The organism is Magnetococcales bacterium (genome assembly GCA_015232395.1).
In the GTDB taxonomy this organism is placed as follows: domain Bacteria; phylum Pseudomonadota; class Magnetococcia; order Magnetococcales; family JADFZT01; genus JADFZT01.
In genome coordinates, this window is record JADFZT010000002.1 from 43,396 (window position 1) to 65,078 (window position 21,683).

Consider the following 21,683-nt stretch of genomic DNA (forward strand, 5'->3'; position numbering starts at 1 on the left):
ATGAAAAAAATGGTAAAGTTTTTCTCTACCCGGCCCCTGGTGGGTGAGCTGCTGTTTTGCATTTTAGTGGGGCTGGGGCTTTTTGCAGGCGTCATGCTGACCTGGGCGTTTCCCCTGGTCACCGCCGCTTGCCTGGCTGGCCTGCTGATCGCCCAGTGGCGGGTGGGGCGCCAGCCGGGGGATGACCGGGTGATGCTGATCGCCCCATTGTTGGGCACGCCAGCGGAGATGGTGGAGGTCTATCTGGGGGAGTGGACCTATCACGCATCGGTGTTGGTTTGGGGGGTGCCTCTATGGCTGCCTCTGGTTTGGGCCAACCTTTTTGTTCTGTTTCGTCGGTTGATGCGGCTGATGTTGGCTCTGCTGGACTATTTTAATGTGTGGGGGCTTGGCCGAAGCATTCTGTTTGGCAGCTTGGGGGGTGTGCTGCTGATTTTTTGCATGGTCGCGCTCTTTCTGATGGAAAAAGGCCCCTTGATCATCGGGCTCTATAGTGTGGTGATCGTTTTCCTGGGCAGCCATCAGCTGAGGGAGCGGGATGTTTTGATTTTTTTTGTGGCTGGGATTTTGGGGGCTGTGGGGGAATATAGCGCCATCCAGGAGGGGTATTGGCACTACCGCAACCCTTATTTTTCAAGTTTGGGGGTGGATATCACGCTCCCCCTTGATTGGGGCTTGAGCGCCATCATCATCAACCGTCTGGCAGACATGGGCCAAAAACTGGATCGTGACCGGGAGATGTGGCAGACATGATCTGGGGAGGATGAAGGCGTGATCTGAGGAAAATGAAGGCATAACAACTCTCCCGGGGTCTGAAATAAATCAGCCATCCCCCATCGTCCCAGGGTGGAGCAAACCGGGGTCTCGTGGGGAGCGGCGTGGCAAAATAGGAAACCTAACGATGCATCCGATACTGTTTCAGGTGGGCCAGGTGACGTTTTTCACCTACGGCTTTACCATGATGGCCATACTGTTTTTGCTCTATTTTTTGGCTTCCCGGCAGATTGATGGGGTGGAAATCACCGAAAAACGCTTGGGCCACATCTCCTTCATGGTGGTTTTTTCCATCTGGTTTGGGGGGGCTTTTTGGCTGTTGGGTCGCCACCTGCTGGGTTCGGTTACAGGCTCCGGGTTGGAGGGGGGAGGGGGCTCCGGGCTGCCCGGGTTGTTGGATCCCCAAAACCTGCAAACAGCTGAAACCTTTCCCATTGTGGCCCTGTTTGGCTTCCTGCTGATTTTATATTGCCGCTGGCAGCATCTCTCCTTTATACGGGTTCTGGCTTTTCTGCTCCCCTATTTTATCCTGGGCTATGGGCTGCAACGTCTCTTCGGCTGTTTTTCCGCTGGCTGCTGCTACGGTACGCCGACGGATGTGATGTGGGCGGTGCGTTTTCCCGACACCCTGGGCGTGGGGCCTCTGCCGGGGCTTGCGGTGCATCCCACCCAGCTCTATATGGCGGTGGGGGCTTTGGTTGCTTATGGCTTTATGGCCTTCTCCCCCTTTCGTCACCGGGGACCGGAGGCGATTTTGGGGATGGCGCTGGTGGGGCTCTTTGGACCCTATTTTTTGACCACCTTTTTTCGGGGGGATGTGCGGCCGGAAACCACCTTTTATTGGGGGCTATCTCCCAGGCAGATCATCTCGTTGGTGGGGTTTATGATCGGATCGGGATTTTTGGTTCGGGTCTGGCGCAGGGGGGCGTGCGCTGAACCCTGATCGGGTGGCGTGAGTGGTGCTGTTTGCAGGCTGTTTTGGAAAAATTTGACGCGATGGTGGATGGTTTTTCCGACCATCCATCGATCTTCTGGCCGGGTGCGAGATAGAGACATCTGTTGCAGGTTTTTTTTGAGGGGTCGAGTCGGGAACGATCATTGTATAAAATTATTTTTGGGGGGATAGTGGGGCCGTTTGATTGGATGTTGTGTCAGCATTGGATTGGATCGATATGGATGTGAAGGATGATTTCGAGCAGGAGAGGGCTGTTCTCGCTGCCGGTCGGCGGCTCCGGAGTCGGGGAGAGGGAGAAGTTCACCCTTTGGCCCAATCCCATGATGCCCTCCTGGAGGTTTGTCGGGGATTGCTTGAAAGATGCAGCGGCTTGGAAGAGGCGTTGAACGAGGCCCGCAAGGAGACCGCCCAAGCCCGCAAGGAGACCGCTGAGGCGCAGAGTCTCAAAGAAGAATTTTTAGCCAACATGAGCCATGAAATCCGCACCCCCATGAACGCCATCGTGGGAATGAGTGATTTGGTTTTGGCCACTGAGTTGGATCTGGATCAACGGCAATATCTGGAAATAGTCCAGCAATCGGCGGACGCCCTTCTCTCCACCCTGAACGGTATTCTGGACTATTCCCGACTCCAGGCGGGGCGGATGAAGCTCGACCACTGCGGTTTCAAGCTGCAAGAGGTGGTGGAGCATGTCAGTGAAAATCTGGCCCCTCTGGCCCATCGTAAAAATCTCGCTCTGGTCTTTTCCGTAGACCCCACCGTGCCCCAATATCTTCTGGGGGATCCGATGCGGCTGGGCCAAATTTTACGCAATCTGCTCGATAACGGCATCAAGTTTACCCAGGTGGGAGAGGTGGTGCTGAAGGTGGGGTTGGCGGAAGAACAACCCTCCCCCAAGCCCGACACCCCACCATCGGATGATCCACCGGTTTGGCTCCATTTCCAGGTAGCCGATACCGGGGTCGGCATCCCCAAGGATAAGTGGACCACGGTTTTTCAAAGCTTTGTCCAGGTGGAAGGGAGTACCACCCGGCGGTTTGGTGGATCGGGGTTGGGGCTCTCCATGTCTCACCAGTTGGTGGAGTTCATGGGGGGGCGGATGTGGTTGGAGAGTGTGCCGGAAGAGGGAAGCACCTTTCACTTTATGCTGCCCTTGAAGCTGGACCATTCGGTGAGTAAAAAATCCTTTTTCACCCAGGAAGCGGACCTCACCGGCATGCGGATATTGCTGGCGGACTGTTCGGATTCTGATCGTCAGCGCTTGAGGCGTCTGCTCTCCATGTGTGGCGCTGTTATCTCTACAGTGGAAAGCGGGCGGGATGTACTCACCTCCCTGCGTAACGCCTGGCGGGCGGGGCGGCCTTTTGATCTGGTGCTCTTCGACTGCCGCATGCCCGATATCGGAGGCTTCGCCATCGCTGATCGGATACGCCACAATCCCGATTGGGTTTGGAAAACCGCCGTCATGCTCCCCACCCGGCACCGCCCCACCGACATTCCTGAATTTCGCAAGATGGATATCTCCGCAAGCCTGGTCAAACCCATTCGAAGGGATACCCTTTTGCGGACCATTAATGGCGCTTTGGGCCGCTCCATCTCCCTTTCCGGTGAGGGGGGGAGTGAGTCGGATGTCTCCGGCAAACCATTACCCCCCATGCGGATTCTCAGCGTAGATGACGATCCGCGCAACCAGACCGTCATTCAGGAGGTGTTGGGGCAGGGGGGGCATTCGGTGGTGTGCTCCTGGAACGGCCAGGAGGCCCTGGAAATGTTGGAGCGGGAAACCTTCGACCTGGTTTTGCTGGATCTGGCCATGCCCCAGATGGATGGGATTTCCCTGACCCGCACCATTCGCAAGGGGGATATCCCTGGACTCAACCCGAAAATTCCCATTTTGGGGGTGACGGCCCATGTCCGGAAAGAGGACCGGGAAGCCACGCTTGCAGCTGGTTTTGATGGTTGTCTGGCCAAGCCTTTCAAGGGCGGTGCGCTGCTTCAGGAGATCCGTCGGGTGATGGGGAGCTCTGCCAAGCGGGAGATGTCGGCAGATGTTCAAAAGAGCCCTCGGCCAACCTTGCCCAAGGGGCCGCTTTTTTCCCCGCCAGTGGAGGATTCCTCTCTGCGTCAGGCGCGGGAACTCTTTTTGGAGCGGGCGGCCCTCTCTTTGGAAATGATGGCAATGGCCCTGGAAGATCGCAACCATGGCCGACTGGAGGCAGAAGCGCAAAAATTCAAGAAAGCAGCCCAGGAGGTGGGGGCGGTGCAGGTGAAGGGAGAGGGTTTGCGCCTGGTGATGGCTGCCCGGATGGAACGGGTGGAAAAAGAGGCGATGCATCTGAAAAATCTGGTGAGCTTGATGCAATCTCTGGAAAAGGCCATGGCGGACTCCTCCCGGTGAAGGGGCTGTTTTTTCCTTCTGGATATTTTGATCCGTTACCGGTATTTGCCGCTTTCTGCTGGTAGATGCCGCTACCCTCCCAAACGACGACGATCTTTCCTTGCTCTCCCATAGCCGCCTGATCGCTTCTGATTATCCTAAATCCGGCAGTTGGGCGTGTGTGGCTGGTGCAGAATATTGGTTCGCATAGTGAATTGGGAGAAATCGCTGTCACCTTATTGGTCACAAGACTTTCTCCCGATTTGCCTGGTGGATCAAGAGGCTGGGGCATGTACGTACGCCCAACTGCCGGATTTAGGATTATGGATTGGGGATCCCCTCAGATGTCGGCCCTCAGTTGTCGGTATCGAACTACGCTTGGCTGGCCAGGACCGATGGCAACATGATTTTCCCCATCACTCTATCATGTTTGTTCTATAGATGGGGTCGTGAATGCTCAAAAAAACCCTTAAATTATATTAAAGAGGGGTTGTCGACTGCACGGCAGAGGCGTGTTTTATTCTGTCTGGGTTATATCACAATGAGCTGTTGGGGTGTCGGTTCTTTGAAATTGTTGTTTTGTTGGAGCGTGCGTTTTGGAGGTGATTCAGCTATGTTACGTAAATGGGGTATCCCCCATCGATTATAAGCCCCTGTTTTCTGGCTTTGCCGATTGGGAGGCCAAAATAGCTTGGATGAAGCGCGCATTTGCAGATGATTTTTTTCTTTAATGATAAAAACAGTTCTTGCGTTAAATGTTGAGGTTGGATTTGTTAAAGAATTAAGAGTGCTGGATCGACCAGCATTACACCCTTTCAGGAATGTCGTTTTTGCCGAAAAAATCATAGAGGTGGGGGATGAAAACGTTTGCCTGGATCGTTGTTGTATTTGGTTTGATTTTTTCGGCTACCACCCTTCAAGCCGGTGAGCATCCCGAGGTACCTCTCATCCTGGAGGGTATTCCGGTGGTGGATTCCCAACAAGTTCTTGAGCTGATGGAAGGGGGGGATACCCTGTTTGTGGATGCCAGAAAAAGATCGGATTATCAGCATGGCACCATCCCCGGGGCCATCAACTGCCGGGTCACTTCAGGGGCACCCGAACTCTCCCCCTCAGAGGTGGAGCAGACTCTACAGGATTTTAAATCCTGCCCTGATATCAATCAGGCCGACCCCAGCCAGCGGATCGTGGTTTTTTGTAACGGGGTGCATTGTTGGCGGAGTGGCAAGGGAGCTTTGGCTCTTGAAAAAATTGGGTTTTTGAATATCCTTTGGTATCGCGCAGGCATGAATGATTGGAAACGCCTGGGGTTGCCCATGGAGTAGGATCCGGCTTGCCATGGCGCGAGAGTTGCGGCCTGATAAAATAAGATGATCAGGTTGAGGAAAATGGTGCAAGCCATGAATAAACCAAGTGTTGCATGTATAAACCGGGTCTGTTTAACGGGCCGTTGATCGATAGCTGATAAAAAAATTAATAACATGGCCTTTAAACCAACCCTCCGCACTCAGCTGTTACTGGTTGTAATTCTGCCACTATTGGTCGTAGGTATCACCTCCCTGGCATCTATTTTTGCCTTGGAGGATACCAACTTCGAACAGATCCTGCACACCAAGCACGACTATTATGCCAACACCCTGGATTCGATCATCCACTCCAAGGGGGATTTTCTCTCCTTCAGCGCCACCCTGATCCGGCAAAACAAACCCCTCATTCAATCCCTGAAAAACGGTGATGCCGCTACCATCGCCAACCATACCGACAACCTTTGGAACCAGGTTTCCGACGGGATTCAGGTGCTCTTTTTTTGGCGTCAGGAGGAGAGCCAAGGGAAAATTCTTTATGCCATGGGAGAGATGGGGGCCGGGTTGGACGATTTTAGCGTTCCGCTCCTGGAGCAGGTCGCCAGGGAAAAGCGGGCTGCTTTCGGGGTGGAAACATTTCCCGACGGCCAAGTCCGGCTGATGCAGGTTTCCCCCTATTTCAACGCCCCGGGAAAACCCTATAACCTGGTGGTGCAGGGAATTGATTTTGATCAGGTTTTAAAGAAGTTCAGCACGATTGTCGGGGTGGATAATGTCGTGCTGGAGGTTTGGAAGGATGGGGAGAAGGGTCAGAGTGGCCACTACCATCTGCGGGAGCACCATCTGGCTGAATATCACTATCCTCTCACTAACGCAGCAGGCCATCCCATCGCCCAGGTCACGGTTACCGAAAATCTTTCGGTTCTTTACAAGGCCTTTGAAAAATCGGAGCGGATTACCTTTTTGACTCTGAGCGGCCAGATTCTTCTCTCCCTTATTCTGATCTATCGTTTTTTGATCTGGCTGGGCAGGCGTACCGGATCCATCCTCGACATGCTCCACTGGATTTCCCAGGGGCGGGCTTTGGATCATGGGCAGACGGTGGCCAACCCGGATGAATTGCAGCGCATTGATCAGGGGATCCGTGCTCTCAGCCAGACGATTGAGGAGAGCCGGGAGCGCCTTACCAGAGCCAAGGAGGCTGCCGAGCGGGAGGTGGTTGAACGCAAACAGGCTCAATCTGATCTCCAGGCGTTGAGTCAACAGAACAAACTCTTGTTGGAGGGGGCCGGGGAGGGGATTTACGGTATCGATCTGGAAGGTCATACCACCTTCATCAATCCCGCTGGTGCCAAAATGGTCGGCTGGGAGCCTGAGGAGTTGATCGGCAAACCCCAGCATGCCCTCCTTCATCACACCCGGCCCGACGGAACTCCCTATCCGGCAGAAGCGTGCCCCGTTCATGCCGCCAGTCAGGATGGCCAGGTCCATTTTAAGGATAATGAACTTTTTTGGCGGCGGGACGGCACCAGCTTTGCGGTGGAATATACCTCCACGCCCATTCGGGAGGGGGATGAAATCAAAGGGGCAGTGGTGGTGTTCCGGGATATCACCCGGCGCAGTGAAAATGAAAAAAGAACCCAGCGTTCCATCACTTTTCAGATGGTTCTCAATGCCATCTACCAAATTTCCTTCCAAGATATCCCCCTGGAGTATCAGTTGGGCCGGGCCCTTGGAAAAGTACTCACCATTCCCTGGCTTTTTGTGCAATCCAAAGGGGCCATATTTTTGGTGGATGAGGATAGCAGGGAGCTGCGTCTGGTGGCTCAAAAGGGATTGCCGGATGCGTTGTTGACCCAATGCGCCCGCTTGCCCTTTGGTCACTGTCTCTGTGGTCGTGCTGCCCTGGAAAGGCGGGTCATCCATGCGGCACATGTAGATGATCGTCACGACACCACCTTCCCGGATATGGCCCCCCATGGTCATTATGTGGTGCCTCTGGTCACTGGTCAGCGCCTGATTGGGGTGTTGACTCTCTACCTGGAAGATGGCCACATCCGGGAGCCAGAGGAGGAGGATCTGCTCAAGGCGGTGGGCAACTCCATTGCCAGCCTCATCGAAAGAGGGCGGGCTGAGGAAAACATGCGCACCCTGAACGTCAGCCTGGAAGAGCGGGTTCAAGAGCGCACCCTGGAGCTACAGGAATATGTGGAATCACTGAAGGAGGCCCAGGATCAACTGGTGCGCTCCGAGCGGATGGCGGCCCTGGGGGGGCTGGTGGCCGGGATCTCCCATGAAATCAAAACCCCGGTGGGTATCAGCTACACCTCCGCCACTCATCTGGAGACTGAAACCAAGCGGTTTTTGGATAAACTTCAGGAAGGAACACTGGCCCGGGCTGATTTGGTGGTTTATCTGGACGAGGTGGAGGGGGCCTCGGAGTTGATCATCAACAACCTCAAACGGGCCGCAGAGCTGATCCAGAGCTTCAAGGCGGTGGCGGTGGATCAAACCAGTCAGGAAAAACGCACCTTTGATCTCGGCCTCTATCTGGATGAAATTCTCTTAAGCCTGCGTCCCGAACTGAAAAAGAGTGATCACAAGGTGGCGGTTATCTGTCCGGAGGGGGTAGAGGTGAAAAATTATCCCGGGGCCTTGTCACAGATTGTCACTAATCTTATCATGAACTCTCTTGACCATGGGTTTGATGGAAAAGAGAGCGGCGAGATTTGCCTGGAGGCGGTTTCAGATAATGGAACCATCTCCCTAAGCTATACCGATAACGGTCAGGGGATGGATGCCAACACCTTGAAACGCATGTATGAGCCATTTTTTACCACCAACCGCAATAAGGGCGGGAGTGGATTGGGGATGCACATTGTTTTCAATCTGGTGACCCAGCGACTGAACGGCACCTTGCACTGTGACAGTGGCCCCGGAGAAGGGGTCCGGTTCTTGATTCAATTTCCGAAACAAGTTTAATAAGTTTCAAACAATTTCCTGTTCAAGGAGTGGTTACGTGACGGACGAGGTGGATCTGTTGTTTCCCCTGGATGGAAAAATGACCGTGGGGGAGGAAGGTGGGGCTGGGAGAGAAGAAGGGGGTGGTAAAAACGATGATTTCCAACACCCCTGGAAAGTTTTAGTCATCGACGACGACCCCGATGTGCACCCTTTGACCCAAATGGTGCTGAAAAAAATGCGCTTCCAGGGTCGGCCTTTGCAGTTTATCAACGGCTATTCCGGCGCAGACGCCAGACGCTTGCTCATGGAACACCCCGACACGGCCATTCTCCTGCTGGATGTGGTGATGGAGAGTGACCAGGAGGGGCTGGAGGTGGTCCGCCATGTCCGGGAAGAGCTGAAAAACCCCTTTATCCGGATTATTCTGCGCACCGGCCAACCGGGCAGTGCCCCGGAATCCCACGTGATTGCCAATTTTGATATCGACGACTACAAGGACAAGGTGTCCATGAGCAGCCAAAAGCTCATCACCTCGGTCACCTCGTGTCTGAGAGCATTCAACCTGCTGCGCACCATCGAAAATACCCGGGTGGGCCTGAAAAAAATCATCCAAGCCACCAGCCGTCTCTACGAACCCAACTCCCTGGGCCAGCTCGCTACCGGCATCCTCACCCAGCTGGCGGCTCTCATCAGTCATGACGATGGGAAGGGTTCCGACTATCCCGTCGAATGTTTTGCTGCTACCGAAAAACACGGTTTGCTTAACATTTATGCCGCTTTTGGCAAATATGAAGGCTCTGTCGGAGCGCCGGTCAGCGAGACGGTCGGCCCCGAGGTGATGGCCATCGTCAAACGCGCCGAGGGGGAAAAGCGTTCGGTTTTTACCGAACGGGATTATCTGGGCTTTTTCCAGACCCGCAACGGCATGGAAAATTTGATCTATCTCCGGGGCCATCGGCAGCTGAACGAGGTGGATCGGGATCTGATCGAGGTTTTTTCATCCAGTATCGCTTCGGCTTTTGAGCAGCTGTTTCTCAATCGCGCCATCTCCAAAACCCAGAAGGATGTCACCTTTACCCTGGGGGAGATTATTGAGGCCCGAAGTGAGGAGGCGGGGCAGCATGTGCGCCGGGTGGCGGAAAGCTCCCGATTGCTGGCTCAGTTGGCCGGGCTTTCTGCGGATGAGGTGGAGATGATCTGGATCGCCTCTCCCATGCACGATCTGGGCAAGATCGGCATCCCGGACGCTATTTTGAACAAACCCGGCAAGCTCACCGATACCGAGTGGCAAACCATGCAAAATCATACCCGTATCGGCTATCAGGTGTTGGAATCCAACGATCAGGAAATTATCCGCACTGGTGGGATCATCTGTGCTCAGCATCACGAAAAGTGGGACGGCAGCGGCTATCCGGCAGGGCTCAAGGGGGAGGAGATCCACATTTTTGCCCGAATCACCGCCTTGATCGATGTTTTCGATGCCCTCACCCATGAGAGAGCCTACAAAAGGGCCTGGTCTACGGCTCAGGCGTTGGATCTCATTAAAAAAGAGCGGGGCAGCCATTTCGAACCCCGATTGGTGGATCTTTTTCTGGCCAACATTTCCGACTTTCTCGATATCCAGAAAGCCTTCGCTGAAATCCCCGAGTCGGAGGCTCCGGCAGATTCCCCGATTCCCTAGCCCGTTGGGCATGATATGCTAAGGATTGGTGGCCCCGCTCGTGTGTCTGTGATGGCGCTTGGTGGTCGGGGTTGGTGGTGGTCTATACGGGCAGTGGAAATGGTGTTGCGATGAAACGATGGGGTGTGGGGATCCTGGTGGCGGGGGGGCTTTTTTTATCCGTGGGAGGGGGTGCGGTTGCGGCTCCCCTCCTGACCGAGGCAGACGCCCTCCAGGTGGGGGGGATGTTTGCTGTGCCGCCGCATCTTTCTCCCCAGCCCAGGGTCTCTCCCAAGCGCCGTGACCTGTTCCAAAACCAGGAGAGTGCCACCGTCCAGGATCTGGAGCGACTGCTCAGAGCTTGGTTTGTGGAACCGCCGGCCTCTTTTCATTTTCACTATGCCCAGGTGCTTTGCCGCTCTGAAAAGCTGGAAGCGGCTCGGGTGGAGCTGAAAAAATATCGCCAAAAAGCCCAGCCCCAGGATGAAAATCGTGCTGAAGCCGAACGGTTGGAGAAGGATTGTGGCAAAAGCCGCCCTCCGGTGCTCAACCCCCTTTCAGTACAGGCCTCTGTTGCCTCGCCCAAAAGCGTGGAGGGTCAGTGGCGGGATCCGGTCACCGGTATGGTGTTCGTCCAGCTGCCCAAGGGGTGTTTTCAAATGGGGCGCAATAGGGGATATACCGATGAATCCCCAGCCCATGAAGTGTGCGTAGATGGTTTTTGGCTGGCCAAGCATGAGGTCACCCAGGGGCAGTGGCAACAGGTGATGGGAGACAACCCGGCCTATTTTAAAATAGGCGACGACCACCCCGTAGAGAGTGTCAGCTTCAACGATGCCCAGCTTTTTATCCGCCGTTTGAATGGCCGTGGACCGGCCCAGCGCTATCGCCTACCCACCGAGGCCGAGTGGGAATATGCTTGCCGCTCGGGAGGACGCCATACCGATTTTTGCGGGGAAGGGGCGTTGGGAAAAGTGGCCTGGTTTATGGATAACTCCGGCATGACCCATCACCCGGTGGGCGAGTTGCAGCCCAATGCCTTTGGGCTCCACGACATGAACGGCAACGTTTGGGAGTGGGTGGGGGATCGCTATGGCGCGGACTATTATGGCCAAAGCCCCCGTCACAATCCCCAGGGGCCCGGGCAGGGAGAAGCGCGGGTGAATCGAGGGGGGAGCTGGTTTGACGGTGCACGGCAGGTGGGGGCGACAGTGCGTTATCGCTATCCCCCGGGCCATCGGGATCGTTTGTTGGGCTTTCGGCTGCTGATGCAGCGCCCCTGAAGCCTGCTGGATAGAGGGGCAACCGCTCTTTTGTGAGGGCTGCAACCCCTATCCTGTGACCCTGAAACGCTTCAATACAACCCCCTCACTCCCAACGACCCGGATGCTGGGTGGTTGGGAGCGATAGATTTGGCCCCTCTTCCCGGAAAGAGTCAGTAGGGGCCGTGGCCGGTTTTGTCCCGATCTTCGAATGAGCACGATTTTTCGTGGATGTGGCCCGGATAGTGTTCCTCAAAAGAGCGGCAGATCTCTGGTTTGAAGAGCCACTCTCCCTTCTCGTTGAGCCAAAACTTTTTTTCGATCTCCTTTTCCTGATCCTGATACACCTCATAAACCCGGACTTTGGCTGGATCCATGTCGGTATGGTGGAGCTGTTCCACCAGGGAGCAGACCGTTTCGGCATGAAACGAATGAAACGTCCCCTCCAGGCCCTCGATGGGATAGCGGGCTTCGTAGAGGTAGGGGATGGATTTGTCGTATCTCGATTTGGGTCCGACTATTTTTTGGAAAATTTTCATCGGGTGTGCCCCGTTATGAGTTGTTTGTGGTGTGCGTGTGATCGTTTGCATCCAATGCCAGGAGAGTGCAAAGGCTTGCCAGGGCGTCCAGGTATTAAAAGAATTTAAACATACTTTCCCTGGAATGGGATCCTCCCCCGAGGACGGACGGTTTTTACAGGTTCTGGGCGTTTATGTTTGTTTGTAAAGCAACACAAGGCTTCTCCCAGTGAATTAATATTAATTTGCCTGGGGCTGTATTGCAAATGATCCGGGGTTTTCGTTGTTTTCTTGCTTGCTTTATGGTGTTGAAATTTAAACAAAAACTTTGTCTTCATGGCGTGTTTGTGCGGTGTTTTTGTGAATGTTTTTGCGATATGTCAATTTTGTTTGCAGGATGAGGTGTTGGAAGCGGAATAACGGTTCTGTTTTCAATATAGGAGGTCAAAGATCCCGATAGTCCGGCCCACTTCCCCCTTCCGGTGGGGTCCAGCGATAACGTTTCAGGGGATCCTTGATGTCGCAGGTTTTGCAGTGAAGACAGTTGTCAGGGGTTTTTCGGCTCTGTTGAGCGCCATCGTTTGTTTCGGCCAGCTCAAACACGCCGCCGGGACAAAAACGGGTTTGGGGGTGGGCAAACCGGGCGGGATCGGACGCTGCGGTCGTTTTTTGAGCCGTTTGTTCGACAATATGACACGGCTGCTCCGGTGGATGGTGGAGTCCGCTCAGGGCCAGGGCTGCGGAACGATTGTGGCTGATTCCGGGGATAGGCTTTGCGGTGGGTGGAGGAGGGGAGCTTTTGGCGCTTTTGAGCCGCTCCCGATCTTTTTTGTTCAGCCGCCAACTCCAGGGGGAGTGGCCTTGGGTCAGGGCTTCCCAGGCGGCGTTGATGAGTCCCAGCCAAAGCCCTTGGCGAAATCCGGGGCGTATATTGCGGGCGGCTTTAAGCTCCCGGGCCAGGGGCGAGGCCTGGAAGAGGGTCTCATAGTGGTGCAGCCCCTCCCTGGAAAAATCTTCATTTTCAAAAGCCTTGGCGATACCTCTGGCCGCGAGCAAACCCGAATGGATAGCCGGGCCGATCCCTTTGAGTTTGGCGGCATTGAGAAAACCCGCCCCATCCCCCACCAACACCCCCCCATCAAAGGCCAGAGCGGGCAGGGCACCGATGCCACCTTGAACCAACGTCCGGGCCCCAAACCCCAAAGGTCGCCCCCCTTGCAGGAGCGCTCGCACCTGGGGGTGAATTTTCCAGCTCTGAAAAGCTTCGAAGGGGTCGAACCAGGGATTTTGGTAGTCCAGGCCTGCGACAATGCCCAGAGCGAGGCGGTTTTCCGACAGGTGATAGAGAAACCCTCCCCCGTGGGCGGTGCCGGAGAGGGGCCAGCCCAGGGTGTGCACGGCAAGCCCCGGGGAGGCTTTGGGAAGCTCCCACAGCTCCTTGAAACCCAGAGCGTGGGTTTGGGGGGAGCGGCCGGCATCGAGCCCCAGGCGTTTGATCAGGGGGGTGGTGAGAGAGCCCCGACACCCTTCAGCCAGCACGGTGACCTTGGCGTGGATCTCGATCCCGGGTTGAAAACCGGCTTTGGGGGTGCCCGTTCGATCCCGGCCCTGATCTCCAGTACGCACCCCCACGACCCGGTTATGGTCAAAAAGCAGCTCCTGGGCGGGAAAACCGGGAAAAAGATCGATCCCCAGCGCTTCTGCCCGCTCTCCCATCCAGCGGCAGAGGCGACCCAGGGAGATCATGTGGTGGCCCAGGTGGCTGAAGGGTGGGGGGGTGGGCAGGGGATGGGCGTTGTCGCGGCTTAAAAAGAGAAACTCTTCCCGGGTGACTTGGGCATCCAGGGGAGGCGGTGGGTCGACTTGGGGAAAGAGCTGTTCGAGAATCGAGGCATCCAGGAGGGCACCGGAGAGGAGATGCCCGCCAATGCGGGAGGCCTTTTCCAAAACGCAGATGGAGAGCTGCCTTTGGGGATCCTTCCGGCGCAAGCCCAGGGCGGTGGCCAAACCCCCGGGCCCGGCACCCACCACCACGATGTCATAGTTCAGGGATTCACTCACATCCGACCCGCACTCAGGGCAACGCCACGCTCCACGATGGTCGGATTAGAGAATATCCGCACCCTTGAAGACCAGATCGGAGAGGGAAATCATCCCTATCAGATCACCGTTGCCATCTTCCACCGGCGCTCGTCTGAGGCGGTGGTTGCTGAAGAGTCCCGCGACATAGCGAATGTCCAGCTCCGGGCGCACGGTGATGATGGGTTTGGCCATCACTTCATAGACGTGGGTTTGGTCGGGGTTGCGGTTGGTGGCAATCACCCCTTTGGCCAGATCCAAAACGGCGATGAGCCCCCAGGCATCGTTGGGGTGGCGTTTTTTGACCACCAGGCAGGTGACATTATTATCCCGCATTTTGCGCATGGCTTCCCGTACGGTAGCCATGCCGTCGATGGTGACGACTCCAGCTTTCATCAAGTCTTTGGCAGTCATGATTTGTCGTTGTTCCGACATGGGGGCCTCGGTAGGTGTTAAAGGTCAAAGATGGCAAGAGGAGCCAGGCACTCCCTGGGCTCCCCGGTGATTAGAGGCTGTTTGGTGATTGCGTCCTGCTTGCTGCGGCGGCGTTAAAATCGTGCTCAAATCCTCACGTACTGGAGTACGCCCGGTTTTCCGCGCGATTTTGCCTTGCCGGGGCGGCGCAATCCACAATCACCAAACAGCCTCTTAGGGCACAGCTGTTAAAACGCTATGGCTTCAGCTGAATGGTTTCGTCAAGGCTTTGTGAGCAACCATCATTCTATCCAGCTCCAGCCAGGGACAATACCCGCTCCAGCCAGCCACAATACCCGCTCCAGTCAGCCTCAATAGTAGTGTTGGCTGACCTCTTTTTGGAAGCGGGGGATCTGGCTTTCCAGGCCGATTACCTGTTCCACATCCAGGACAAAGGCGATGCCGGTGCCGGGTTTGGTAAACTCACCCGCCTCCTGAATGGCATCCACCACCGGCCTGGTCAGGTGCTCCTCCACCAGAAAGAGCATCACATCCCGCTGGATCTCCAGGGAGAGGCCGAAGAAGGTTCTGGCCTCGTTGACGCCAGTACCCCGGGCCGGAATGATGGTGGCGCCGGTGGCCCCTTTTTCCTTGGCGGCATCGACGATAATGTTGGTCAGATCGGTTCGGGCTGTAGCCACCACCAGTTTGAAACGCATCTACTCACTCCTTGCTTGTTGAGAGTCGGGCGCGCTTGGCCCGCCACTGAACCAGTTGAGCGTAACCCATAACCGACATGATTGGAAACAGGCTAGCAAAGGCAATGAGCCCAAAACCATCCAAAATGGGATTTCGGCCCGGTATGGTGCTGGCAAGTCCCAGCCCCAAAGCGGCAACCAGGGGGACGGTCACCGTTGAAGTGGTCACACCGCCGGAGTCAAAGGCCAGGGGCACGATCATGGGGGGGGTGAAAAAGGTTTGGAGCAGCACCACGACATATCCTGTGACGATAAAATAGACCAGCGACAGGCCGCTGACGATGCGAAAAGCGCCCAAGGCGATACCAATGGCCACCCCCAGGGCCACCGCTACCCGCAGTCCCGTGGGATGAATCGCCCCTCGGGAGACTTCGTTGGCTTTTAACGCTACCGCCAACAGCGAGGGCTCGGCGATGGTGGTGGAAAAACCGATGAGTGCGGCAAAGAGATAGACCCAGCCATAATCGAGCCAGGAGATCACGGCCGGGGCTTGGGCGGTGCCGAAAACCCACAGAGGATCGGTCAATTGAGCCGCCATGATCTGCCCGATGGGAAAGAGGGCGCGCTCCAACCCCACCAGAAAAAAGGCCAATCCCAATAGAACATAAATAAATCCCACCACCTGCCGTCGCCAATCGGGAATGGTGCGCTTGAGGACCAATACTTGAAATCCCACCAGCAGCGCCAGGATCGGCACCACATCGGTGATGGTGGTCCAGAGGGTGGTTAACAGCTGCCAGAGAAGGGACATCTGCTCACCCCTTACCGAAAATGAGGATGCCATATCCCATGACGAAGATCATGGGAAGCAGGGAGGCCAGGGCGATCAGTCCAAAACCATCCACCATGGGATCCCGTCCCCGGATATCGCTGGCAAGTCCAACGCCCAAAGCGGTCACCAGGGGGACGGTAACGGTGGAGGTGGTGACACCTCCGGAGTCATAGGCGATGCCGATAATTTCCACCGGGGCCAGAATGGTCATGATCACCACCACCAGATAGCCACCGATGATCAGGTTGCGCAGAGGCCAGCCCAGGACGATGCGCAACACCCCCAGGGTGATGGCCGTTCCCACTGAGAGTGCCACCGCCAGCCGCAAGCCCCAGGCATAGGACTCCCGGGCTTCCAGATCCCCGGCAATGGCCCCGGCGGTGGCGGCTACCTGGGCGGCTTCGTCGGCCACAGCAATCAGGGCGGGCTCGGCCACAGTGGTGGAAAAACCCAAGGCAAAGGCAAAGGTGAGGAGTAAAAAGGCGCTTCCCTTGCGGGAGAGGGTGTGGGCCAGGGATTCCCCCAGGGGAAAAAGACCCATCTCCAGCCCCCGAACAAAAAAGGCCAGCCCCAACAGCACCATGAAAGCCCCCACCAACACCTCCCCCAGATCGGGAAAGGGTTTTTGCAGGACCACCAGCTGAAAAAAGGCGATCACCACAATGATGGGCACCAGATCCCGCCCGGCTGCGGTCAGCCAGTTGAAGGGTGCTCTGAGATGTTCGAATGAGATTTTCAAGATGAGATTTTCAAAGGGTATCGTAGGTGCGACGTCTGCGGCCCTGCATGGCGCCACCAATGAAACCGAGGATCAAAACCCCAGCCCCCGCCAGCAGAAACAGGGTGTCGGAACGCCCTTCCAGGTTTTCCTTTTCCAACGTGACCTGTTTCAGCTCAGCGGTGATATTTTTGAAGCGTTGGTTGAGATCCGCATAATCCTCCCGCAGGGTGAGGGCTTCGTTGGAGGCGGAGGTGATCTGGTTGAGTTCCGCTTCCAGGGCCTCCTGGGATTGCAATCGGGTCTTAAGGGAAGCCAGTTCTTCTTGCAGACGATCCCGCTCTATCAAGGCCTCTTCACGGAGCTTTTCCGCCTCTTCCATCCGTTCCCGGGCCGGGGGGGCATCGATCAAAAAGCGCCGAAGCACCCAGCCTTCCAGGCCTCTGCGTGTGCGCACCAGATCCCAGCCGTTGCTGCCCTTTTCCAGCAGTTCCAGTCGGGTGCCTGTGGGAATCACCTTGACCACCCGAAAGGTGGCTTCCGGACCTTTGCGCATGGTGATTCGGAACTGATCGGTGACATAGCGGATGATTTTTTCAGGTTCACTCTGGGGCGTTGTGTCGGTTTCGGCCAGGAGCTTTTGGGGTAGCCACAAGGTCAAAATCAGAATAACGGCCAGCCAGCCAAAGGCCGTTTTTTGGGAAAGTGTGCTCGGTTTGATCATCACTCAGGTGCCTGCTTCCTGATTGCGGCCAGGGAATAAAGGAGGTTTAAGCCTCTGGGGGCGGTTGACTTGCAGAGGCTTTCGGGGAAAGAGTAAAACAGCATCAAAAGCTTATGCAAAAAAAATCGTCACTAAACCAACCCGTCGAAAGAAAAATACCCATGACCATGGAAGGACAAATCGCCAAGGCCGATATTCTCATTGAGGCCTTGCCTTACATGCGCCGGTTTGATGGCCGGACCTTTGTGATCAAATATGGCGGTCACGCCATGGTCAACGAAGAGCTTAAAAATGCCTTTGCCCAGGATATTATCCTCATGCGCCAGGTGGGCATCAACCCGGTGGTAGTGCATGGTGGCGGACCCCAGATCGGTTCATTTTTAAAAAAAATGGGGCTTGTGTCCCATTTTGTCGATGGTCACCGGGTGACCGATGAAGAGACCATCAATGTGGTGGAAATGGTGCTCGCGGGCAAGGTCAACAAGGATATCGTCAATCTGATCAACTTGAATGGTGGTCGTGCAGCCGGGCTTTCCGGCAAGGATGGCCACACCATTACAGCCAAAAAACTCACCCATGTGCGCCGGGGGCCTGACACGGAAGTGCCGGAAATCATCGATCTGGGCTGGGTGGGCACGGTGGAGCGGATTGAAACCAATCTGCTGGAATTGTTCAAGCGTTCCGACATCATCCCGGTGGTGGCTCCGGTGGGGGTGGGGAGCAGTGGTGAGACCTATAACATCAATGCCGATACAGTGGCCGGTCATCTGGCGGTGGCGCTGAAGGCGGAAAAACTGGTGCTGCTGACTGATGTTCGTGGCATCCAGGATGAAAAGGGCCGCCTGAAGAGCCGCCTGACCTCAGACAAAGCGGATACGCTGATCAATGACAAAACCATCACGGGGGGGATGATCCCCAAGGTAAAAACCTGTCAGCACGCCCTGAAAAAGGGGGTGCCATCGGCCCACATCATCGATGGTCGGATCAAGCATGCGCTATTGTTGGAAATCTTCACCGATAAGGGCATCGGGACAGTTTTGACTTGAGTGTTGAAAAAACCGGATATCTTCCCCCCTGTCTGACAGAGGGGAAGGTTTGTTCCAGGCTTTTTTATGGGGCTACCGCTCTTCCAAGGCTTGGCGAAAGCGGACCAGGTCGTCCACATGTCCCAGGCAGACCAGGATATCGCCGGCGTTGAGTTGGGTGTCGGCTTTGGGATTGAAGAGGATATCACTGCCGGGACCGGTGGGCATGTAGCCGACGATGATGACCTCGTTAAACTCTGGGCGTGCATAGACACTTTTAAGAGGTTTGCCCTCATAGGTAGAGCCCTTGGCGATGGCGACCTCTTCCATGTCCAGCTCCACATGATCCCGTTTGAAGGCCATGTCGAAAAACTGAATGGCGGTGGGACGCAGAGCGGTGTTGGCCATCTGGGCGCCGCCGATCTGGAAGGGGGAGATGACCCGGTCCGCTCCCACCCGCTTGAGTCGGCGTTCCGAATCGCTGCTCCCCCCACAGGTGACGATAAAGCAGTCGGGCTGGGCTTCCCGCACCATGAGGATGATATAGACGTTGGCGGCCTCATCCACCAGGGAGCTGATGACGCTGCGGGCCCGTTTGATCCCCAACCGGCTCCACACCTCCTCTTCCGTGACATCCCCGTGGATGGCGATCCAATCTTCCCGCTGGGCATCGTCCACCAGTTCGTGATTGATATCCACCGCCACAAATTGGATGCCTGCGTCCTTCAGAGTGCGGCACACCGAACGGCCCAGCATGTCCAGACCGCAGACGATGATGTGGTCCTTGAATCGTTCTATCTGGCGTTCCATGCGATGCTCCGTCAAGTTGAAGATGCGTTCGGTCAGGGCCGAAACGATAATGGAGGTCATGAAGACGATGACCCACATTCCAAACAGGGTGCCCAGTACTGCGATCACTTGCCCGGTGGGGGTGGCCGGGGTGATATCGCCATAGCCCACGGTGGTGATGGTGATGATGGCCCAGTAGACCGCCTCCCAGATGGTGGAGATTTTTTCGTTGACCCCCCGCTCGGCGACATAAAAGGCCACCGCCACCATGCCCCAGGTTACTGCAGCGACGGTGAAAAGGCTCATTAATTCATAGGAGCGCTCCTGGAGAATGTCGCTAAAAAAGGAGAGCCTGCGAGAGTAGCGAAAGAGCTTGAGCAGCCGAAGGATTCGCAGGATCCTGAGGAGTCGGAACATGCGGAAGATCGGTAGGATGGCCAACAGATCCACCACCGAAAGGGGTTCGGCCATCCATTTGAGTTTGGGGATCATCGCCTCACGAAAGGCGAGCCACTTGACATAGAGGGGATGGGGGTCGTGCAAGCGCCGAATGATCCGGGTCTGGGCGGCGATATAGTCCCCTCGGAAGTCGGAGCAGACCCAATAGCGCAGGATATATTCGGTCATGAAGATGGCGATGAAGATATCTTCCAGATAATCGAAGAGACCCTGTTCCGCCTGGGTGATGCCGGGTTCCGCCTCCAGAACCATGGCCACCACCGAGCAGAGCACCACCAGCATCATGCCGGCATTGAAGTAGTGGCGGGCTCCGCTATCGGGATCTTCCAAAAGATGGTAAGCTAGTCTCTTGACTTTGTTGCGGCGTCGGTAGTCCGTCATGGTTCTGGATCCATTGCCAAGAATTTCATTGTCGCAAAAATATCTCTATATCAATATCCTATAGCAATATCAGCGATGAAACGGAACCCTGCATGGGCTCTTGTCATCGGGAAATTCGAAAAAAAAGGGGGAATTCACCATGGAAGCCATGGCAACACTGGTTGTTTTTATCTTGGCGTTGGCAGTGATTGTTGCGCCACTGAGTATCAAAATTGTTCCCCAGGGGAGGGAATATACCCTGGAGCGGTGGGGACGTTATACCCGTACCCTGGTGCCGGGTTTTAATGCGATTATCCCCATTTTTGACCGGGTGGGGCAAAAACTCAACATGATGGAGCAGGTTTTGGATGTTCCCTCCCAGGAGGTGATCACCAAAGATAACGCCATGATCCGGGTGGACGGGGTGGTCTTTTTCCAGATTCTCGACGCCCCCAAGGCCGCCTACGAGGTGAACAATCTGGATTATGCCATCCTCAACCTCACCATGACCAACATCCGCACCGTCATGGGCTCCATGGATATGGACGAGCTGCTCTCCAAACGGGACGAGATCAACAGCCGACTCCTCACGGTGGTGGATGAGGCCACCAATCCCTGGGGGGTCAAGGTCACCCGTATCGAAATCAAAGACATCACCCCGCCCAAGGATCTGGTGGATGCCATGGCCCGGCAGATGAAGGCCGAGCGGGAAAAGCGGGCTTCGATTTTGGAGGCGGAAGGGTTCCGGCAAGGGGAAATTCTCAAGGCCGAAGGTGAAAAACAGTCCGCCATCCTTAAAGCCGAGGGAGATCGGGAAGCCGCCTACCGGGAGGCTGAAGCGAGAGAGCGCCTGGCTGAAGCCGAGGCCAAGGCCACCCACATGGTTTCCCAGGCCATCGCCAAGGGGAATGTGCAGGCGATCAACTATTTTGTTGCCCAAAAATATGTCGATGCCTTGGGTAAGATCGCTTCAGCCGATAATCAAAAGGTGATTTTCCTCCCCGTGGAGGCCACCAACGTCCTGGGCTCTCTGGGGGGGATTGCTGAAATAGCCAAGGAGGCTTTTTCCAAACAGCGCCCTGAGGTGAGGTGATGGAATCCCTCCTCTCTCAAGTGGAGCACTGGCATTGGTGGATTTTGTCGGTTCTCCTGATCATTCTGGAAATATTGGTGCCTGCGGTCTTTTTCCTCTGGCTGGGGATTGCTGCGGGCCTGGTTGGTGGGCTGTTGTTGCTCTTTCCGGAGATGGGCTGGAAGGCTCAGGTGCTCTGGTTTTCCGGGCTTGCAGTCGCCTCCATCGGGGTGTGGCACGGTTATCTGAAAAAAAACCCCACCTCCACCGATCAGCCCACCCTGAACCGTCGGGGATCCCAATATATCGGACGGGTGTTTACCCTGGATGAACCCATCGAAAATGGTGTGGGGCGCATTCGGGTGGATGACACCGGCTGGAAAGTTTCCGGCCCGGATCTCTCTTCCGGAGCCAAGGTTCGGGTGACCGGCACCAAGGGGACGCTGCTGTTGGTGGAGGCGGTTTCGCCAACTGCTTGAGATTGAATCTGTCTGGCGTCAGATGAAATTGACATTTGTCCGTTGGGTATTCCCTGTAGGGTGTGACATACTGCCGGGCTGTTTGAGTTGAGCCCAAATTCGGCTACCCGGGTCAGAGCCAAGCCCGGAGGTGGAAACCGGCATGTTTGGGTAGACCTGTTTTTTCAGAGCGACTCAATACATTTATTGCCAATCAGGGGTGTCTGCCGAGGGGGGGCAT

18 protein-coding genes are annotated in these 21,683 nt (G+C 55.7%); 10 read left to right on the forward strand and 8 right to left on the reverse strand.

Annotation, left to right across the window (positions count from 1 at the left end):
- From HQL52_01020 to HQL52_01050, 7 genes are all read left to right on the forward strand, one after another.
- Positions 1-753: a hypothetical protein gene (locus HQL52_01020; GenBank protein MBF0368015.1), complete on the forward strand. Its 753-nt coding sequence runs from the start codon at positions 1-3 to the stop codon at positions 751-753.
- A gap of 148 nt (positions 754-901) precedes the next feature.
- The gene (locus HQL52_01025) at positions 902-1,717 is read left to right on the forward strand and encodes a prolipoprotein diacylglyceryl transferase (protein ID MBF0368016.1); all 816 of its coding nucleotides are present in this window, start codon (positions 902-904) and stop codon (positions 1,715-1,717) included.
- A gap of 205 nt (positions 1,718-1,922) precedes the next feature.
- Positions 1,923-4,127 carry a response regulator gene (locus HQL52_01030; protein ID MBF0368017.1) on the forward strand — a complete coding sequence of 735 codons (2,205 nt, stop codon included), beginning with the start codon at positions 1,923-1,925 and terminating at the stop codon, positions 4,125-4,127.
- Between the two features lie 836 nt (positions 4,128-4,963).
- Positions 4,964-5,431: a rhodanese-like domain-containing protein gene (locus HQL52_01035; protein ID MBF0368018.1), complete on the forward strand. Its 468-nt coding sequence runs from the start codon at positions 4,964-4,966 to the stop codon at positions 5,429-5,431.
- Between the two features lie 156 nt (positions 5,432-5,587).
- Positions 5,588-8,392 (forward strand): PAS domain-containing protein, encoded by a 2,805-nt coding sequence (locus tag HQL52_01040; GenBank protein MBF0368019.1) that lies wholly within the window; start codon positions 5,588-5,590, stop codon positions 8,390-8,392.
- Positions 8,393-8,429: 37 nt separating this feature from the next.
- Complete coding sequence (locus HQL52_01045) at positions 8,430-10,055, forward strand: DUF3369 domain-containing protein (protein ID MBF0368020.1); 1,626 nt, start codon at positions 8,430-8,432, stop codon at positions 10,053-10,055.
- A gap of 110 nt (positions 10,056-10,165) precedes the next feature.
- The gene (locus tag HQL52_01050) at positions 10,166-11,317 is read left to right on the forward strand and encodes a formylglycine-generating enzyme family protein (protein MBF0368021.1); all 1,152 of its coding nucleotides are present in this window, start codon (positions 10,166-10,168) and stop codon (positions 11,315-11,317) included.
- A 152-nt stretch (positions 11,318-11,469) separates the two neighbouring features.
- Here the strand turns inward: HQL52_01050 and HQL52_01055 are convergent, their stop codons facing one another.
- From HQL52_01055 to HQL52_01085, 7 genes are all read right to left on the reverse strand, one after another.
- Entirely contained in the window at positions 11,470-11,835 is a 366-nt protein-coding gene (locus HQL52_01055; protein MBF0368022.1) for a hypothetical protein, read from the reverse strand.
- 423 nt (positions 11,836-12,258) lie between these two features.
- Positions 12,259-13,875 (reverse strand): 4Fe-4S dicluster domain-containing protein, encoded by a 1,617-nt coding sequence (locus HQL52_01060; protein MBF0368023.1) that lies wholly within the window; start codon positions 13,873-13,875, stop codon positions 12,259-12,261.
- Between the two features lie 45 nt (positions 13,876-13,920).
- The gene (locus HQL52_01065) at positions 13,921-14,328 is read right to left on the reverse strand and encodes a CBS domain-containing protein (protein MBF0368024.1); all 408 of its coding nucleotides are present in this window, start codon (positions 14,326-14,328) and stop codon (positions 13,921-13,923) included.
- Between the two features lie 350 nt (positions 14,329-14,678).
- Positions 14,679-15,026 (reverse strand): P-II family nitrogen regulator, encoded by a 348-nt coding sequence (locus tag HQL52_01070; GenBank protein ID MBF0368025.1) that lies wholly within the window; start codon positions 15,024-15,026, stop codon positions 14,679-14,681.
- Positions 15,027-15,030: 4 nt separating this feature from the next.
- Positions 15,031-15,816, reverse strand: a complete 786-nt coding sequence (locus HQL52_01075) for a DUF1538 domain-containing protein (protein MBF0368026.1) — start codon at positions 15,814-15,816, stop codon at positions 15,031-15,033.
- A 4-nt stretch (positions 15,817-15,820) separates the two neighbouring features.
- Positions 15,821-16,570 (reverse strand): DUF1538 domain-containing protein, encoded by a 750-nt coding sequence (locus HQL52_01080; GenBank protein ID MBF0368027.1) that lies wholly within the window; start codon positions 16,568-16,570, stop codon positions 15,821-15,823.
- Positions 16,571-16,586: 16 nt separating this feature from the next.
- A complete protein-coding gene (locus HQL52_01085; protein MBF0368028.1) occupies positions 16,587-17,282 on the reverse strand; it encodes a TIGR04211 family SH3 domain-containing protein in 696 nt (231 codons plus the stop codon).
- 158 nt (positions 17,283-17,440) lie between these two features.
- Here HQL52_01085 and argB point away from each other — a divergent pair, with 158 nt between their 5' ends.
- On the forward strand, positions 17,441-18,325 hold the full coding sequence (gene argB, locus HQL52_01090; GenBank protein ID MBF0368029.1) for an acetylglutamate kinase: 885 nt from the start codon (positions 17,441-17,443) through the stop codon (positions 18,323-18,325).
- Between the two features lie 72 nt (positions 18,326-18,397).
- Here the strand turns inward: argB and HQL52_01095 are convergent, their stop codons facing one another.
- Complete coding sequence (locus tag HQL52_01095; GenBank protein ID MBF0368030.1) at positions 18,398-19,933, reverse strand: NAD-binding protein; 1,536 nt, start codon at positions 19,931-19,933, stop codon at positions 18,398-18,400.
- A gap of 139 nt (positions 19,934-20,072) precedes the next feature.
- Here HQL52_01095 and HQL52_01100 point away from each other — a divergent pair, with 139 nt between their 5' ends.
- Positions 20,073-21,005 carry an SPFH/Band 7/PHB domain protein gene (locus tag HQL52_01100; protein ID MBF0368031.1) on the forward strand — a complete coding sequence of 311 codons (933 nt, stop codon included), beginning with the start codon at positions 20,073-20,075 and terminating at the stop codon, positions 21,003-21,005.
- Entirely contained in the window at positions 21,005-21,463 is a 459-nt protein-coding gene (locus HQL52_01105) for an NfeD family protein (GenBank protein MBF0368032.1), read from the forward strand. The genes HQL52_01100 and HQL52_01105 overlap by 1 nt, the downstream gene beginning before the upstream one ends.
- Positions 21,464-21,683 lie beyond the last annotated feature (220 nt).